We start from the raw sequence: 16,207 nt of genomic DNA, 5'->3' as shown, positions 1-16,207 counted from the left end.
CCGGGGCCGTCGTCGCCTAGCAGGAGTCGACGGGCCACGCAGCGTTTGCCGAACTTCTGGCATCTTCTGTGAAACGGACCACCAGCCGGAGGCGAGAATGCCTGCGCCGATCGCACGGCGTAGCCTGGGACCCGTCTCCCGTGCGTCCCGAAACGGGCACGGGAGCCACCGCGTGACATTCACAACCGCGTGAAAGAGGCGATTAGCGGCCGTGTCGACCCAGCAGACTTCGCAGGAGAACCCACTGGCGGGTTTCGGCCCGAACGAGTGGATCGTCGAGGAGATGTACCAGCGTTACCTCGCCGACCCCTCGAGCGTCGACTCGGCCTGGCACGACTTCTTCGCCGACTACCGGCCGGCGCCGGGTGCCGCCACCCCGCGCCCCGAGGCCAAGCCCGCCCCGGCTGACGCCCGGCCCGAGCCGGCCGAGCAGCAGGAGGCCGTCGCCACGGTCAGCCAGCAGCCCGCCGCCAAGCCCGCGCCCGCCCCGGCGAAGCCGGCCGCCAAGCCGGCGGCGAAGGCCCCGGAGCCGGCTCCCGCGAAGAAGGCCGCCCCGGCCAAGCCGGCCGCCAAGGCGCCGGCCGTGAGCGGCGCCGGCACCACCCCGCTGCGCGGGGTCGCCGCCAAGATCGTCCAGAACATGGACGCCTCGCTCGCCGTGCCGACCGCGACGAGCGTCCGCGCCGTGCCGGCGAAGCTGCTGGTGGACAACCGCATCGTGATCAACAACCACCTGGCCCGCGGTCGCGGCGGCAAGGTGAGCTTCACCCACCTGATCGGCTACGCGATGGTCCGGGCGCTTGTCGAGCACCCGGAGATGAACAACTCCTTCGCCGAGGTCGACGGCAAGCCGGCGATGGTCCGCCCGGAGCACGTCAACCTGGGCATCGCCATCGACCTGGCCAAGCCGGACGGCTCCCGCAACCTCGTGGTGCCCTCCATCAAGGGCTGCGAGCAGATGGACTTCCGGCAGTTCTGGCAGGCGTACGAGGACGTGGTCCGGCGCGCCCGCCGCAACGAACTGACCATGGAGGACTACGCCGGCACCACGATCTCGCTGACCAACCCGGGCGGCATCGGCACGGTCCACTCGATCCCGCGCCTCATGCAGGGCCAGAGCGCCATCATCGGCGTCGGCGCGATGGAGTACCCGGCGCCGTACCAGGGCATGAGCGAGGCGACCCTGGCCGAGCTGGCGGTCAGCAAGATCATCACGCTGACCAGCACGTACGACCACCGGATCATCCAGGGCGCCCAGTCCGGCGAGTTCCTCAAGGTGATGCACGAGCTGCTGCTCGGCGAGCGCGGCTTCTACGACCAGATCTTCACCTCGCTGCGCATCCCCTACGAGCCGGTGCGCTGGGTGCGGGACGTGGCGGTCGACTCCGAGGGTCAGATCAACAAGACCGCCCGGGTGCACGAGCTGATCCACGCGTACCGGGTGCGCGGCCACCTCATGGCCGACACCGACCCGCTCGAGTTCAAGATCCGCAAGCACCCCGACCTGGACGTCCTCCAGCACGGGCTGACCCTGTGGGACCTGGACCGGGTCTTCCCGGTCAACGGCTTCGCCGGCAAGCAGCGGATGAAGCTGCGCGAGATCCTCGGCGTGCTGCGCGACTCCTACTGCCGCCGCGTCGGCATCGAGTACATGCACATCCAGGACCCGGAGGAGCGCCGCTGGATCCAGGAGCGGATCGAGCGCCGTTACGAGAAGCCAAGCGCCGACGAGCAGAAGCACGTGCTCAACCGGCTCAACGCCGCCGAGGCCTTCGAGACCTTCCTGCAGACCAAGTACGTCGGCCAGAAGCGCTTCTCGCTGGAGGGCGGCGAGTCGCTGATCCCGCTGCTCGGCGAGGTCCTGGAGTGCTCGGCCGAGGGCGGGCTCGACGAGGTCGTCATCGGCATGGCCCACCGCGGCCGGCTCAACGTGCTGGCCAACATCGTCGGCAAGCCGTACGAGAAGATCTTCTCCGAGTTCGAGGGGCACCTCGACCCGCGCTCCACGCAGGGCTCGGGCGACGTGAAGTACCACCTCGGGCAGAACGGCAAGTTCACCACCCCGGACGGCGCGCACGCCGTCAAGGTGTCGGTGGTGGCGAACCCGTCGCACCTGGAGGCCGTGGACCCGGTGCTGGAGGGCATCGTCCGCGCCAAGCAGGACCGGATCGACCTCAAGCTGGAGGGCTACACCGTGCTGCCGCTGGCGGTGCACGGTGACGCCGCCTTCGCCGGCCAGGGGGTGGTCGCCGAGACCCTCAACCTGTCCCAGCTGCGCGGCTACCGCACCGGCGGCACCGTGCACGTGGTGGTCAACAACCAGGTCGGCTTCACCACCGCCCCGGAATACAGCCGGTCCAGCCTCTACAGCACCGACGTGGCCCGGATGATCCAGGCGCCGATCTTCCACGTCAACGGCGACGACCCCGAGGCCGTCGTCCGGGTGGCCCGGCTCGCCTTCGAGTACCGGCAGGCGTTCAACAAGGACGTCGTGATCGACATGGTCTGCTACCGCCGGCGCGGGCACAACGAGGGCGACGACCCGTCGATGTCCAACCCGCAGATGTACAAGATCATCGACTCGAAGCGGTCGGTCCGGAAGCTCTACACCGAGGAGCTCATCGGGCGGGGTGACATCACCGTGGAGGACGCGGAGGAGCTGCTGCGCGACTACCAGTCGCAGCTGGAGCGGGTCTTCAAGGCCACCCGCGACGCCGCCACCACGCCGCGCCAGCTCAGCCGGCCGCGCCGCGAGGACGAGCCGGAGCCGCAGGTCGAGACCGCCACCGACGCCGCCGTGGTCAAGGCGATCGGCGAGGCGCACGTCAACCTGCCGGAGGGCTTCACCCCGCACAAGCGGATCCAGCAGCTGCTGGAGCGGCGGCGCAAGATGTCCGTCGAGGGCGGCATCGACTGGGGCTTCGGCGAGATCATCGCGTTCGGCGCGCTGCTGCACGACGGGGTCACCGTCCGGCTCGCCGGGCAGGACTCCCGCCGCGGCACCTTCGTCCAGCGGCACGCGTCGGTGGTCGACGCGAAGACCGGCGACGACTACCTGCCGCTGAAGTCGCTCACCGGCGACGGCGAGCGGTCCCGCTTCTTCGTGCACGACTCGCTGCTGTCGGAATACGCGGCCATGGGCTTCGAGTACGGCTACTCGGTGGAGAACGTCAACGCGCTTGTCGCCTGGGAGGCGCAGTTCGGTGACTTCGTCAACGGCGCCCAGTCGGTCATCGACGAGTTCATCTCCTCCGGCGAGGTGAAGTGGGGCCAGCGCTCCGCCGTCACCCTGCTGCTGCCGCACGGCCACGAGGGCCAGGGCCCGGACCACACGTCCGGCCGCCCGGAGCGGTTCCTCCAGCTCTGCGCCGAGGACAACATGCGGGTGGCCATCCCGACCACCCCGGCGAACTACTTCCACCTGCTGCGCCGCCAGGCCCTGTCGCCCAAGCGCAAGCCGCTCGTGGTCTTCACCCCGAAGTCGCTGCTGCGGCACAAGCTCTGCGTCTCGCAGGTGGAGGACTTCACCACGGGCACCTTCCAGCCGGTGCTGGCCGACACCGCCGCTCCGGCGCCGGAGCAGGTGAAGCGGGTGCTGCTCTGCTCGGGCAAGGTCTACTACGACCTGTTCCAGGCCCGGCAGGAGCGGGGCGTGACCGACACCGTGATCCTCCGCATGGAGCAGCTCTACCCGCTGCCCGTCGAGGAGGTGCGGGCCGCCCTGTCGCAGTACCCCAACGCCGAGGACTTCGCCTGGGTCCAGGAGGAGCCGGCCAACCAGGGCGCCTGGTCGTTCGTCGCGCTCAACCTGCTGGAGCACCTGCCCGAGGTCCGGCTGCGCCGCATCTCCCGCCCCGCCGCCGCCGCCCCGGCGGTCGGCTCGGCGAAGATGCACGAGGTCGAGCAGAACGCCCTGATCGAGGCGGCCCTCCCCCGCCCGTGACCTGACCGCACCGCCGGCACGAGGGGCAGCGACCGTACGACGGCCGCTGCCCCTCCCGCGTGGCGGCCCTTCTCCGTCGAGAGGACGCAGATGTACTTCACCGACCGTGGCATCGAGGAACTGGTCGAGCGCCGGGGCGACGAGCAGGTGAGCCTGGAGTGGCTGGGCGAGCGGCTGCGCGACTTCGTGGACCTGAATCCCGAGTTCGAGACCCCGATCGAGCGGTTCGCCACCTGGCTGGCCCGGCTGGACGACGAGGACGACGAGTGACCCCCTGACGCCGTCGCCCCCGACCGCGCGGCCGGACGCTCAGCCCGCGGCGCCCGAGCCGCCCCCGGGTGCGACCCGCTCGGCCATGGCGTGCGCCCACACCGCGTCGAGGTCGGCCCCGGGCGGGAACCGGCCGGCCAGTTCCAGGTCGACCAGCCCGTGCGCCAGGCCCCAGAGCGCGCGTGCCGCCGTCAGGTCGCCCCCGGTCACCCGGAGCAGCGGCGCCGCGGCGGCCGCCTCCACGCCGGGCGCCAGGCGGTCGCGCGCCAGCGGCAGCCGGGTGGCGATCTCGTACAGCCGGGGATGCCGGAGCGCCCAGTCGCGGTACGCGGCCGCGAGGGACGGCAGGTCCGGCGCCGACTCCAGGGCCGCGGCGAGCCGCTGCAACGCCCGCTCCTGGAGGGCGGCCTCGATCTCGGGCTTTCCCGCGACGTGCTTGTACAACGACGGCGCCTGGATGCCGAGCTCGTCGGCGAGCCGGCGCATCGTGACGGCCTCCGGCCCGGCGCGCTCCAGCAGGCGTTCGGCCGCGTCAACGATCTCCTCGCGGCGGTTCACCGGCGCGGCTCCGCCACCCAGCCGCGGCAGAGCACGAAGGCCAGGACGAGCAGCACCGACAGGGCGCCGTCCCAGACCAGGATGTTGCCGGTCCCCTCGATCGCGGCGTTCCGCGTGTAGGCGAGCGCGGTCAGCGTCATGGCCACCTTGTGGAAGATGACCAGCGGCCACACCCCGCGGTAGCCCCGGGGCCGCACGGCCAGCAGGGCGAAGAGCCCGGCGAAGACCACGAAGCCGTACGCCCGCCACGTCTCGACCACCGTGACGGCCGGCTCCGCGTCGGCCACCGCGGCGTACGCCCCCAGGGCCGCGGCCGCCGCTGCGACCGCCGCCAGCCAGAGCAGCACCCGGCCGATCCGGTCCCGGACGTGACCGCCGCCGGTCGTCGTGGGTCGCGTCTCCATGGTCGTCGTTCCGGTCATCACGGCACCGCCCCTGTGTTGGCTAACGTTGTTAGCTTGGACCCTAGCTAACAGTGTTAGCCGCGTCAACCGATTCTCTCGGGGATGCGCTTCGGCGTCGGCGCCGTGGGCCTCGCCCTGCCGATCGGCCTGATCGCCGGGCACCTGGTCGCCTCCGGGCGGCTCACCCTGCTCGACTTCAGCGGGCCGCCGCGCCGATGAGGCGCAGGTACCGCTCCACGACTGCCGTCGTGCGCTCGGCGTCGCCGGTCGCCAGCAGGTCGAGCAGGGCGCCGCGCAGCACCGCCAGGCCGAGGGCCGGGTCCCGGCCGCCGTCGCCGCCGCCGTCCACCTCGGTCAGCAGCCCGAGCCAGTCCTCCACCGTCTGCCGGGCGAATCCCGCCCACGGCCCGTCCGGCTCGCTCAGCGAGCGGCCGTACGCCTCCACCCAGAGGACCAGCATCGGCCGGTGCGCCGGATCCACGAGCCAGCCCCAGGTGGTCCGCACCGCCGCCGCGAAGTCGTCGGCGCCGCCCGCCTCCCGGGCCCGCCGGAGCGCGGCCAGCTCGTCGGCCCTGGCCCGGCCGAGCAGGGCACGGATCAGCTCGTCCTTGGAGCCGAAGAGGAAGAGCAGGACCCGAGGGCTGGACCCGATGGCGGCGGCGAGGGGGCGCAGCGACAGCTCGGCCAGCCCGTGCGCCAGGGCGTACCGGTACGCCCGCTCCAGGAGTTCGTCCCGGCGGGCGCTCCCGGGTCGCTCGTGCTGGCTCACAGCGCTACTCTGCCACTGAAACGACTGTTTCAGTGGTGGAGGGGTGTCGATGAGCGCGGAGATCCTCATTCGCCCGCTGGGCCGTCCCGGTGACCTCGGCTGGGTGGTGCTGGCCCACGGCGAGACGTACGCCGCCGAGTTCGGGTGGGACAGCAGCTTCGAGGCGCTCGTGGCGCGGATCGTCGCCGACTACGCCGCCGGCCACGACCCGGCCCGGGAGGCTGCCTGGATCGCCGAGCTGGACGGGGAGCGGGTCGGCTGCGTCTTCTGCGTCGCGGCCGACGAGCAGACGGCCCAGCTGCGGATCCTGCTGGTCGACCCCGCGGCCCGGGGCCGACGGCTCGGCGGGCGGCTGGTCGACGAGTGCCTGGCCTTCGCCCGCCGGGCGGGATACGCCCGCATCCGACTCTGGACCAACCACCCGCTGGTCGCCGCCCGCGGCATCTACCTCTCCCGGGGTTTCCGCCTGGTCCAGGAGGAACCACACCACAGCTTCGGCGCGGACCTGACGGGCCAGGTGTACGAACGGGAGCTGGCACCGGCCGGCGGGTGAACCGGCCGTTGACGCGGACGGCGCCCGTCGCGTCCACTGGAGAGCGAGGCGACCGACGAGGCCGCACCGGAACGCCCGCGGCCCGACTCCGGGGAGGCACGGATGAACCCCGAACCCCGCAAGCCGCCGCAGGACGCGGTGACGGTCCGCCACCTGCGCCTCGGCATCGGATCCGTCGGCATCGCGCTGCCGGTGGCGCTGGTCGTCGGGCACCTGGTCGCGACGCGCCGGCTCACCCTGCTCGACTCGCTCAGCGGCTACTACCACACCGAGATGCGCGACGTCTTCGTCGGCGCGCTCTGCGCCATCGGGGTGTTCCTGATCGCGTACCGGTACCGCTGGCCGGACGACGCACTGGGCACCGTCGCCGGGGTGCTGGCGGTCGCGGTGGCCCTCTTCCCCACCACGGTGGGCGCGGCGGCCGGCACCACCAGCCAGAGCGACAGGTGGGTCGGCGTGGTGCACCAGGTGGCCGCCGCGGCGCTCTTCGTGCTGCTCGCGGTCTTCTGCCTCGCCCTGTTCACCCGCCCGGACCGGGTCGGGGTGCCGCCGTCCCCGTCCGCCGTGCGGTTCTACCGCGCCTGCGGCGGGATCATCCTGCTGGCGATCCTGCTCGCCCTCGCCAGCACCCAACTGCCCGCCGACGTGCGGCACACGCTCAAGCCGGTGCTGTGGTGCGAGACGGCCGCCGTCTTCGCCTTCGGTGCGGCCTGGGTGGCGAAGAGCGACGCGCTCCTCCGGGCCGCCGGTGAGGGGTCCAAGGACCCGGGCGAGGCACCCCGCGATCTTGTAGCGTGAGGTCGTGGCGCGCAGCGTGTACCTGACCAGCGTGGGGTCGGGCGGGGGCAAGTCGACGGTCGCACTCGGGCTGGCCGAGCTGCTGTCCCGGCAGGTCGAGCGGATCGGCGCGTTCCGGCCGCTGGTCTCCGGTCAGGGCCCCGACCCGATCCTCGCCCTGCTCACCGAGCGCTACCGGGTGCGGCTGCCGATCGAGGAACTGCACGGCGCGACGTACGCCGAGGCCGCCGCCCTGGTCGCGGACGGCCGCCGGGAAGAGCTGATCTCCCGCATCGTGGCCCGCTACCGGGCGGTCGAGCGGCAGTGCCCGGCGGTGGTCGTGGTGGGCAGCGACTTCGCCGACGGTGACGGGGCGGGCCCGCGCGAGCTGGCCTTCAACGCCCGGCTGGCGACCGAGTTCAGCAGCGTCGTGGTCCCCGTGGTGGACGGCTTCGGGCAGGCGCCCGAGGCGATCGCGGGGGCGCTGCGCGGGGCGTACCACGATCTGGAGGACCTGGGGGCGACGGTGGTGGCGGTGGTCGCCAACCGGGTGCCCGAGCCCATGACGCTTCCCGAACTGCCCGTCCCCGCGTACGCCATCCCGGAGGTACCGACCGTGTCGGCGCCGACGGTGGCGGAGGTGGCGGCGGCGCTCGGCGCAACCCTGCTCGCCGGCGACCAGGCCGCGCTGGACCGGGACGTGCTCGACTACGTGGTCGGCGCCGCGCACGTGCCCACCCTGCTGGAGCACTTCACCGACGGGGCGCTGGTGATCACCCCCGGCGACCGGGACGACCTGCTCGTGGCGGCCGGCGCCGCGCACGTCGCCGGCCAGGTCTCCCTGGCCGGCCTGGTCCTCACCCTCGGCGAGCAGCCCGACCCGCGGGCCATGCGCCTGTTCGAGGCGCTGAACACCGGGCTGGCCGTGCTCTCGGTGACCAGCGACAGCTACGACACGGTGGCGGCGTCCAGCCGCATCGAGGGCCGGCCCAGCGTGGCGAACCCGCGCAAGGTGGAGGCCGCGCTGGGCGCCTTCGAGCGCTGCGTGGACACCGTCGACCTGGCCCGCCGGCTGCGGGTCAGCCGGTCGGAGCGGGTCACCCCGCTGATGTTCGAGAACGACCTGATCGACCGCGCCCGGGCGCAGCGCCGGCGGCTGGTGCTGCCCGAGGGCACCGAGGAGCGGATCCTGCGCGCCGCGGAGGTGCTGCTGCGGCGGGGCGTCGCCGACCTGACCCTGCTCGGTCGCCCCGACGAGGTGGCCCGGCGCACCCGCGAGCTGGGCATCGACGTCGGCGACGCGCAGGTGGTCGACCCGGTCACCAGCGAGTGGCGCGACGAGTTCGCCGCCGAGTACGCCAAGCTGCGTGCCCACCGGGGCGTCACCGTCGAGCTGGCGCACGACATCGTGGCCCAGCCCAACTACTTCGGCTCGATGATGGTGCAGACCGGCCGCGCCGACGGCATGGTCTCCGGGGCGACCCACACCACGGCGGCCACCATCCGGCCGGCCTTCGAGATCATCCGCACCGTGCCGGGGGTCTCCGTCGCCTCCAGCGTGTTCTTCATGCTGCTCGCCGACCGGGTGCTCGTCTACGGCGACTGCGCCGTCAACCCCGACCCGGACGCCGCCCAGCTCGCCGACATCGCCATCTCCTCGGCCGACACGGCCGCCCGGTTCGGCATCGAGCCGCGGGTGGCCATGCTGTCCTACTCGACCGGCGACTCCGGCTTCGGCGCCGACGTGGAGAAGGTCGCGGCGGCCACCAAGCTGGTCCGGGAGCGCCGGCCGGAGCTGCTGGTCGAGGGCCCGATCCAGTACGACGCGGCGATCGACCCCCAGGTCGCGGCCACCAAGCTGCCGGACAGCCCGGTGGCGGGGCGGGCCACGGTGTTCATCTTCCCGGACCTCAACACCGGCAACAACACGTACAAGGCGGTGCAGCGCTCGGCCGGGGCCGTGGCGGTCGGCCCGGTCATGCAGGGCCTGCGCCGGCCCGTCAACGACCTGTCCCGGGGCGCCACCGTGCCGGACATCGTCAACACGGTGGCGATCACCGCCATCCAGGCCGCCGCCGGGGAGTCGGAATGAGCCGCATCCTGGTCCTCAACTGCGGGTCCTCCTCCGTGAAGTACCGGCTGTACGACGGCGACGAGGTCCGCGCCAAGGGCACCGTCGAGCGGGTCGGCGAGCCGGGCGGCGGGCCGGCCGACCACGAGAGCGCCGTCCGGCAGATCATCGACGGGCTCGACCTGACGGGGCTGGCCGGGGTCGGGCACCGGGTGGTCCACGGCGGGCGGAAGTTCAGCGCCCCCGTGCGTATCGACGACCAGGTGCTCGCCGCCATCGAGGACCTCGTCCCGCTCGCCCCGCTGCACAACCCGGCCAACCTGGCCGGCATCCGGGTGGCCCGGGAGGCGCTGCCGGACACCCCGCAGGTCGCCGTCTTCGACACCGCGTTCCACCACACGCTGCCCGAGGCCGCCGCCACGTACGCCATCGACCGCGACCTCGCCGAGCGGTACGGCGTGCGCCGGTACGGCTTCCACGGCACCTCGCACGCGTACGTCTCGCGGCGCACGGCGGAACTGCTCGACCGGCCGTACGACGAGCTGAACACCATCACCCTGCACCTGGGCAACGGGGCGAGCGCCTGCGCGGTGCAGGGCGGCCGCAGCGTGGCCACGTCGATGGGCATGTCCCCGCTGGAGGGCCTCGTCATGGGCACCCGCAGCGGCGACCTCGACCCGACGATCATCTTCCACCTGCGCCGCGAGGCCGGGATGGGCGTCGACGACATCGACGACCTGCTCAACCACCGCAGTGGCCTGCTCGGGCTGACCGGGGTCAACGACATGCGGGAGGTGCTGGCCCGCCGCGACGCCGGCGACCCGGCCGCCGCGCTGGCCTTCGACGTCTACCGCCGCCGGCTCACCGGGTACGTGGGCGCGTACTACGCCCTGCTCGGCCGGGTCGACGCGATCACCTTCACGGCCGGGGTCGGCGAGCACGCCGCCCCGGTCCGCGCGGCGGCACTGGCCGGCCTGGAACGTCTGGGCATCGCCGTGGACCCCGAGCGCAACGCCGGCAGCGGCGACCGGGTCATCTCCCCCGACGGCGCCGAGGTCACGGTCTGCGTCATCGGCACCGACGAGGAACGCGAGATCGCCCGCCAGACCCGCGAAGTCCTGAACCTCTGACCCCGCCCGTCCGCCCGTCCGCCCGTCCGCCCGTCCGTCCGCCCGCCCGCCCGCCCGCCCGCCCGCGACGATCATGAAGTTGGCGGCGGCGAATCGGGATGGATCGCGCCGCCAACTTCATGATCAACGGCCCGGGCCGGACCGGGTGGGACCCGGGCGGGCAGACGGGTGGGGGCGCCGGGTGGGTGGGTGGCGGGTCAGCTCAGGGCGAGCCAGGCGATGACGGCGACGACCACGACGGCGGCGACGCCGATGCCGACCATCAGGGGCAGGCGGGAGGGGGCCTCCGCCGCGGTCGCCGCGCTGTCCGGCGAATCGACGAAGGCGCGGAACTGCGCGGTGTTGCCACTCGGGTCGGTGTAGTTCTCAGCCATGCGCGTGACCCTAGCGAAGCCGGCCGACGCGGACGATCCCGCCGGGCCGGTGGCGGCACAGCGCGGTCCGGCCGGTGGAGGCGCGACGGGCCGGTCGGCGGGGCCGGACCGGCCGGCCGGCCGCCTACCGTGAGGGCGTGAGGGTGCAGCGGCTGGTCGCCGCGCTGCTGGTGGCGCTGGTGGCCGGTTGCGGCCCGGCCGTCGCCGCGGACGACCGGGTCCCGGCCTTCCGCCCGGCGCCCCCGCGACCGTACGCCGTGGGCGTCCGCCACCTCGTCGTCGATCCCGACGGGTCCCGGCCACTGCCGGTCACCGTCTGGTACCCCGCGGAGCCCACCGCCCCGGCGCACGCGACCGCGCCGGCCACCACCCGGCTGGCCGCCGGGCCGGCCGGCAGCGAGGCGACATCCGACCCGAGCAGCGACGCCACGTCCAGCCTGACCAGCGGCAGCGCGACCTCCGGCCCGACCGACGGCGGGGCGGCGGCCGGGCCGGTCCCGTGGCCCGACGTGCCGGTGGCCGCCGGGCGGTTCCCGGTGGTCGTCTACAGCCACGGGCTGCACAGCCTCCCCGACCTGCACGCCCCGCTGACCACCCGGTGGGCGGCGGCCGGGTTCGTGGTGGTCGCGCCGACCTACCCGCGGACGAGCCTGCGGGCACGGGACTTCACCCGGGCCGACGTGCGGAACCAGCCGGCCGACGGCTGGCGGCTGATCCGGCACCTGGTCCGCCTCGACGCCCGGCCCGGGGACCCGCTCGCCGGGCATCTCGCGGTGGACCGGTTCGCCGCGGCCGGCCACTCGGCGGGTGGCTTCACCACTGCCGGCATGTTCACCTCGGGGCACTCGCGCCGGCTGCGTGCCGGCATCGTGATCGCCGGCGGCGGGCTGGCCGGCAGCTTCGCCGGTCCGGTGGCGCCAATGCTGTTCGTGCACGGCGGCGCGGACCCGATCGTGCCGGAGCCGGTCGGCCGGGCCGCGTACGCCCGCAGCCTCGGGCCGGCCGCCTTCCTGGGCCTCCCCGGCCAGGGCCACGGCGAGTACCTGACCCCGGGCCGCCCCGGGTTCGCGCAGGTCCTCGCCGCCACCACGGACTTCCTCCGGTGGACCCTCTACGACGACCGCCGCGCCCGGGACCGTCTGCCCGCCGACGCCGTCCTCCCCGGCGTCACCACCCTCACCACCCGCGCCCTGCCCGGCCACGCGTAATCCACCCCACCTCACCGATCCGGCGGTGTCCCGTCGCGCCCGCACCCACCACCCCGGAACCGGCCGTATCCGCCGGCCGCAGTCCCCGCCATTCCGACGAAGCGGCCGTATCCGCCGACCCCGCACCCCACCACCCCGGCGAACCGGCCATGTCCGCCGATTCCAGGCCCCTCCACCCGGCGAGCTGGAGCCGATCAAGGGGCCGAGCCCGCCCGCGATCGACAGGGCGGCGGGGTGGCGAGCCGGGAGGTAGCGTCGCCCGGGTGGACGGGCTGGCGGGGCGGCAACTCGACGCGATCCGCGAGGTGGTCGAGGTCACCCGAGCGGCCACGATCGCGGTCTGGCTGCGCGGCGGGTGGGCGATGGACTTCCACCTGGGCGCGGTGAGCCGGCCGCACGTGGACGTCGACTGGTACTGCTGGCGGCGCGACGCCGGCCCGCTGGCCGCCCGACTCGGCGGGCGGGGCTGGCGCTTCGACCCCCGGATGCCTGTCGAGCTGCAGCTCGACCTGGTGCGGGGCGACGTCGAGCTGAGCTTCGCGTACCTGGACCGGGACCCGGCGGGCCGGGTGGTGGTCGGGGCCGGGCCGTGGGCCGGCACGCCGCTGCCGGAGGGGATGCTGGACGCCCCGCCGGGCCGGATCGGCCCGCACACCGCCCCGGTGATCAGCGTCGCCGCCCAGATCGAGTTCAAGGAGATGTACCCGGTCTGGATGCCCGAGCGGCCGCGCCGCCCCAAGGACGCCGCCGACCTGGCCCGGCTGCGCGCGGGCCGGCCCGCCGGCTGAGACGACCGCGCCACACCATCAAGCCCCGACCAGCCGAGCCGATCGCGTCACCCTGGGTGCGATGCCCGCCGGCCACCCCGCAACGCGAGGCACAATCGAGTTCATGCGCCGTCGCCCTGCCGCCCTGATCACCGCCGCCGCCCTGCTCAGCACGGGCCTGGCCGGCTGCTCGGGCGACACCACCCCGGCCGGGCGACCCGCGCCCGACGCCCCGCCGAAGGCCACCACCCCCGGCCCTCGGGTGCCCGCCGGGCACGCCCCGACGGAGAGCTTCGCCGTCGGGGTACGCCAGCTGAAGCTGAACCGCGACGGCGACCGCCCGCTGCCGGTGACGCTCTGGTACCCGGCGGAGGGCACGGCCGGTGGGGCGGCGGAGCGGTCCGCGCCGGCGGCGGACGGGCGGTTCCCGGTGGTGCTGTTCAGCCACGGGCTGGGCGTCCGGCCGGAGGACTACCAGGTGCTGCTGACCCGCTGGGCGTCCGCCGGGTTCGTGGTGGCCGCGCCGAAGTTCCCGCACACCGGGGCCGGCGGCGACGGCAACCCGCTCGACGTGCTCAACCAGCCGGCCGACGTGTCGTACGTGCTGACCCAGGTGCTCGCCCTCGACGGGAAGGCGGGCGACCCGCTGCGCGGCCGGCTGGACCCGGAGCGGGTGGCCGCGACCGGGCACAGCGCGGGCGGGGTGACCACGATCGGGCTGTTCACGGCGGGCCGGGACGAGCGCCTGGACGCCGGCATCGTGTTCGCCGGCACGGCGCTCGGCGTCGGCACCGCGTTCGCCGGGGCCGCCGCGCCGCAGCTATTCGTGCACGGCGAGGCCGACGAGGTGGTGGGCTACGCCGCCGGCAAGGCGGTCTACGACGCGGTGCCGTGGCCGAAGGCGATGCTCAGCCTGCCGAAGGGCGACCACGGGCGGGCCCTGCTCGGCGACGGCAAGGCGCTGCGCGTGGTCGCCGACACCACAGTCGAGTTCCTCCGCTGGACGCTCTACGGCGACGCGGCGGCGAAGAAGCGGCTCCCCGCCGACGCCACCCGCGGCGGCGTGGCCACCCTGGACGACCATCTCTGACCGGTCGCCCAGGGCGGCGGCACAGGTCAGGCGGTGTGGTCGACGACCACCTTGCCGAAGACGTCGCCGGAGTTCAGGCGGGCGAACGCGTCCTCGATCCGGCTGAACGGCACGACGCTGTCGACCACCGGGCGCACCTCGTGCTCGGCGCAGAACGCCAGCAGCTCGGTCAGCTCCTCCGGGGTGCCCATGGAGGTGCCGAGGATCTCCAACTGCATGGCGAAGACCCGGCGGAGGTTCACCTTGGGCTCGTGGCCGGCGGTGGCGCCGGAGACCACGATCCGGGCCATCGGGGCGGCCGACTTCAGCGAGTGGTCGAAGGTGGCCGCGCCGACCGTCTCGATCACCACGTCGGCCCGCTCGGGCAGCCGGGCGCCGGGCTCCAGCGCGGTCGCGCCCAGCGCGGTGATCCGCTCCCGCTTGGCGGCGTCGCGGCTGGTCGCGTACACCCGCTTGCCCAGGGCGACGCCGAGCGCGACGGCCGCGGTGGCCACGCCCCCGCCGGCCCCCTGGACCAGCACCGACTCGCCGTCGCCGACCCGGCCCTTGGTGGTGAGCATCCGCCACGCGGTGAGCCAGGCCGTGGGCAGGCACGCCGCGTCGGTCACGGAGAGGCCGTCGGGCAGCGGCAGCAGGTTCATCCGGGGTACGGCCACCCGCTCGGCGAAGGTGCCCGCGTAGTGCTCGGAGAGGATGGAGACCCCGCGCGGGTCGCCCGGGGTGGGCACCACGGGGTAGATGACCACGTCGTTGCCGTCCGGGTCGGTGCCGACCGCGTCGCAGCCGAGGATCATCGGGAGCTGGTCGGCGCCGAGGCCCACCCCGCGCAGCGACCAGAGGTCGTGGTGGTTGAGCGAGCTGGCCCGCACCTGCACGGTGACCCAGTCCTCCTGCGGGTGGGTCGGCTCGGGGCGGTCGCCGACGGTGAGCGCGGCGAGCGGGTTGTCGGCGTCGAAGGCCGAGGCATAGGCGGCACGCATGATCGGCACCGTAACAAGCTGAGCGCCCGTTAAGAAGGGGCCCTTCCTGTGCAAAACGCGATAAGAAGGGCCCCTCGACGGTCAGCGGCGCGCGACCCCGTCGCGACGGGCGGCCTCGGCGACGGCCTCCGCCACCGCGGGGGCGACCCGCGGGTCCAGCGGGGAGGGCACGATCGCCTCCGGGGTGAGCGACTCGGCCACCACGTTGGCGATGGCGTCGGCGGCGGCCACCTTCATCCCGTCGGTGATCCGGGTGGCCCGGGCGTCCAGGGCGCCACGGAACACCCCGGGGAACGCGAGCACGTTGTTGATCTGGTTGGGGTAGTCGCTGCGCCCGGTGGCGACCACTGCCACGTGCCGGGCGGCCACCTCGGGGTGCACCTCCGGGGTGGGGTTGGCCAGCGCGAAGACGATGCCGCCCGGCGCCATGCCGGCCACCGCCGCCTCGGGGATCTGCCCGCCGGAGACGCCGACCAGGACGTCCGCGCCGCGCAGCGCCTCGGTGACGTCGCCCTGCCGGCCGTCGGCGTTGGTGGTCTCGGCCAACTCGGCCTTGGTCCCGGTCAGCTCGCGGTGCCGGCCGATGATGCCCTTGGAGTCGCAGACCACCACCTGGTCCGGGTTGACGCCACCGGCCACCAGCATCTTCGTCACGGCCACGCCGGCCGCGCCGGCCCCGCTGACCGCCACGCGCAGGTCGCCCAGCTTGCGGTTGAGCAGGGTGGCGGCGTTGCGCAGGGCGGCCAGCACCACGATGGCGGTGCCGTGCTGGTCGTCGTGGAAGACCGGGATGGACAGCGCCTCGTCCAGCCGGCGCTCCACCTCGAAGCAGCGCGGGGCGCTGATGTCCTCCAGGTTGATCCCGCCGAACGAGGGGGCGAGCGCCCGCACGATCGCCACGATCTCGTCCACGTCCTGGGTGTCCAGGCACACCGGTACGGCGTCCACGCCCGCGAACTGCTTGAACAGCACCGCCTTGCCCTCCATCACCGGCAGCGCCGCGCGCGGGCCGATGTTGCCGAGGCCGAGTACGGCGGAACCGTCGGTGACCACGGCGACGGTGTGCGACACCCAGGTGTAGTCGTCGGCGAGGTCGGGATCGGCGGCGATCGCCTCGCAGACCCGGGCCACACCCGGGGTGTACGCGAGGGAGAGGTCTTCCCGGCTGGTGAGCGGCACGGTCGAGGCGACGGCCATCTTGCCGCCGAGGTGCAACCGGAAGACGGGATCAGCGGGGTCCGGGGTGGACGTAGACATCGGTGACTCCAGGATCTGTCGAGCAGACGGACCGGCCGGCTCGGCGCGCGTGGTCA

General features: G+C 73.9%; 15 protein-coding genes. 9 read left to right on the top strand and 6 right to left on the bottom strand.

The features are described from left to right. The first annotated feature begins 211 nt into the window (after positions 1-211). Both GA0070603_RS24935 and GA0070603_RS24930 read left to right on the top strand, forming a co-directional pair. Positions 212-3,943, top strand: a complete 3,732-nt coding sequence (locus GA0070603_RS24935; RefSeq protein ID WP_091318545.1) for a multifunctional oxoglutarate decarboxylase/oxoglutarate dehydrogenase thiamine pyrophosphate-binding subunit/dihydrolipoyllysine-residue succinyltransferase subunit — start codon at positions 212-214, stop codon at positions 3,941-3,943. A 90-nt stretch (positions 3,944-4,033) separates the two neighbouring features. Continuing rightward, entirely contained in the window at positions 4,034-4,213 is a 180-nt protein-coding gene (locus tag GA0070603_RS24930) for a DUF6104 family protein (RefSeq protein ID WP_089009804.1), read from the top strand. A gap of 39 nt (positions 4,214-4,252) precedes the next feature. On the opposite strand, the gene GA0070603_RS24925 is transcribed toward GA0070603_RS24930, so the two are convergent. From GA0070603_RS24925 to GA0070603_RS24915, 3 genes are all read right to left on the bottom strand, one after another. Next, positions 4,253-4,771: a TetR/AcrR family transcriptional regulator gene (locus GA0070603_RS24925; protein WP_091318543.1), complete on the bottom strand. Its 519-nt coding sequence runs from the start codon at positions 4,769-4,771 to the stop codon at positions 4,253-4,255. Then, a complete protein-coding gene (locus tag GA0070603_RS24920) occupies positions 4,768-5,193 on the bottom strand; it encodes a hypothetical protein (RefSeq protein WP_139131930.1) in 426 nt (141 codons plus the stop codon). Before GA0070603_RS24920 ends, GA0070603_RS24925 begins: the two co-directional genes overlap by 4 nt. A 178-nt stretch (positions 5,194-5,371) precedes the next feature. Continuing rightward, positions 5,372-5,944 (bottom strand): TetR family transcriptional regulator, encoded by a 573-nt coding sequence (locus GA0070603_RS24915; RefSeq protein ID WP_091318536.1) that lies wholly within the window; start codon positions 5,942-5,944, stop codon positions 5,372-5,374. A 49-nt stretch (positions 5,945-5,993) separates the two neighbouring features. On the opposite strand from GA0070603_RS24915, the gene GA0070603_RS24910 reads away from it, so the two are divergent. The 4 genes from GA0070603_RS24910 to GA0070603_RS24895 all read left to right on the top strand — a co-directional run bounded on the left by GA0070603_RS24910 (position 5,994) and on the right by GA0070603_RS24895 (position 10,475). After that, positions 5,994-6,497, top strand: coding sequence for a GNAT family N-acetyltransferase (locus GA0070603_RS24910; protein WP_091318533.1), 504 nt, complete (start codon positions 5,994-5,996; stop codon positions 6,495-6,497). A gap of 102 nt (positions 6,498-6,599) precedes the next feature. Next, positions 6,600-7,295, top strand: a complete 696-nt coding sequence (locus GA0070603_RS24905; RefSeq protein WP_091318530.1) for a hypothetical protein — start codon at positions 6,600-6,602, stop codon at positions 7,293-7,295. Between the two features lie 4 nt (positions 7,296-7,299). Further along, a complete protein-coding gene (gene pta, locus GA0070603_RS24900; protein WP_091318527.1) occupies positions 7,300-9,366 on the top strand; it encodes a phosphate acetyltransferase in 2,067 nt (688 codons plus the stop codon). After that, a complete protein-coding gene (locus GA0070603_RS24895) occupies positions 9,363-10,475 on the top strand; it encodes an acetate/propionate family kinase (RefSeq protein WP_091318524.1) in 1,113 nt (370 codons plus the stop codon). Before pta ends, GA0070603_RS24895 begins: the two co-directional genes overlap by 4 nt. Before the next feature lie 197 nt (positions 10,476-10,672). On the opposite strand, the gene GA0070603_RS31610 is transcribed toward GA0070603_RS24895, so the two are convergent. Then, on the bottom strand, positions 10,673-10,849 hold the full coding sequence (locus tag GA0070603_RS31610) for a hypothetical protein (protein ID WP_167544589.1): 177 nt from the start codon (positions 10,847-10,849) through the stop codon (positions 10,673-10,675). 137 nt (positions 10,850-10,986) lie between these two features. On the opposite strand from GA0070603_RS31610, the gene GA0070603_RS24890 reads away from it, so the two are divergent. The 3 genes from GA0070603_RS24890 (at position 10,987) to GA0070603_RS24880 (ending at position 13,914) form a co-directional block, all read left to right on the top strand. Beyond that, positions 10,987-12,057 carry an alpha/beta hydrolase family protein gene (locus GA0070603_RS24890; protein ID WP_091322293.1) on the top strand — a complete coding sequence of 357 codons (1,071 nt, stop codon included), beginning with the start codon at positions 10,987-10,989 and terminating at the stop codon, positions 12,055-12,057. A 263-nt stretch (positions 12,058-12,320) separates the two neighbouring features. Next, positions 12,321-12,845 carry a nucleotidyltransferase domain-containing protein gene (locus GA0070603_RS24885; RefSeq protein WP_091318521.1) on the top strand — a complete coding sequence of 175 codons (525 nt, stop codon included), beginning with the start codon at positions 12,321-12,323 and terminating at the stop codon, positions 12,843-12,845. A 103-nt stretch (positions 12,846-12,948) separates the two neighbouring features. After that, positions 12,949-13,914, top strand: a complete 966-nt coding sequence (locus GA0070603_RS24880; protein WP_091318517.1) for an alpha/beta hydrolase family protein — start codon at positions 12,949-12,951, stop codon at positions 13,912-13,914. Between the two features lie 26 nt (positions 13,915-13,940). Here GA0070603_RS24880 and GA0070603_RS24875 read toward each other — a convergent pair whose 3' ends face one another. Together GA0070603_RS24875 and GA0070603_RS24870 are read right to left on the bottom strand one after the other, a co-directional pair. Further along, on the bottom strand, positions 13,941-14,903 hold the full coding sequence (locus GA0070603_RS24875; RefSeq protein ID WP_167544588.1) for a zinc-binding dehydrogenase: 963 nt from the start codon (positions 14,901-14,903) through the stop codon (positions 13,941-13,943). Positions 14,904-14,975: 72 nt separating this feature from the next. Further along, a complete protein-coding gene (locus tag GA0070603_RS24870; protein WP_091318514.1) occupies positions 14,976-16,151 on the bottom strand; it encodes an NAD(P)-dependent malic enzyme in 1,176 nt (391 codons plus the stop codon). Between the last annotated feature and the right edge of the window lie 56 nt (positions 16,152-16,207).

The organism is Micromonospora chersina (assembly GCF_900091475.1).
Taxonomy (GTDB): Bacteria; Actinomycetota; Actinomycetes; order Mycobacteriales; family Micromonosporaceae; genus Micromonospora; species Micromonospora chersina.
The sequence above is the reverse complement of the archived record's forward strand: the minus strand, read 5'-3'. Positions and strand labels throughout refer to the sequence as shown.

Bases quoted from the DNA above. Each gene is read 5' to 3' on its own strand.
- GA0070603_RS24895 (WP_091318524.1), top strand. From the start codon at position 9,363: ATGAGCCGCATCCTGGTCCTCAACTGCGGGTCCTCCTCCGTGAAGTAC.
- GA0070603_RS24920 (WP_139131930.1), bottom strand. From the start codon at position 5,193: ATGACCGGAACGACGACCATGGAGACGCGACCCACGACGACCGGCGGC.
- GA0070603_RS31610 (WP_167544589.1), bottom strand. From the start codon at position 10,849: ATGGCTGAGAACTACACCGACCCGAGTGGCAACACCGCGCAGTTCCGC.
- GA0070603_RS24910 (WP_091318533.1), top strand. From the start codon at position 5,994: ATGAGCGCGGAGATCCTCATTCGCCCGCTGGGCCGTCCCGGTGACCTC.
- GA0070603_RS24930 (WP_089009804.1), top strand. From the start codon at position 4,034: ATGTACTTCACCGACCGTGGCATCGAGGAACTGGTCGAGCGCCGGGGC.
- GA0070603_RS24870 (WP_091318514.1), bottom strand. From the start codon at position 16,151: ATGTCTACGTCCACCCCGGACCCCGCTGATCCCGTCTTCCGGTTGCAC.
- GA0070603_RS24905 (WP_091318530.1), top strand. From the start codon at position 6,600: ATGAACCCCGAACCCCGCAAGCCGCCGCAGGACGCGGTGACGGTCCGC.
- GA0070603_RS24880 (WP_091318517.1), top strand. From the start codon at position 12,949: ATGCGCCGTCGCCCTGCCGCCCTGATCACCGCCGCCGCCCTGCTCAGC.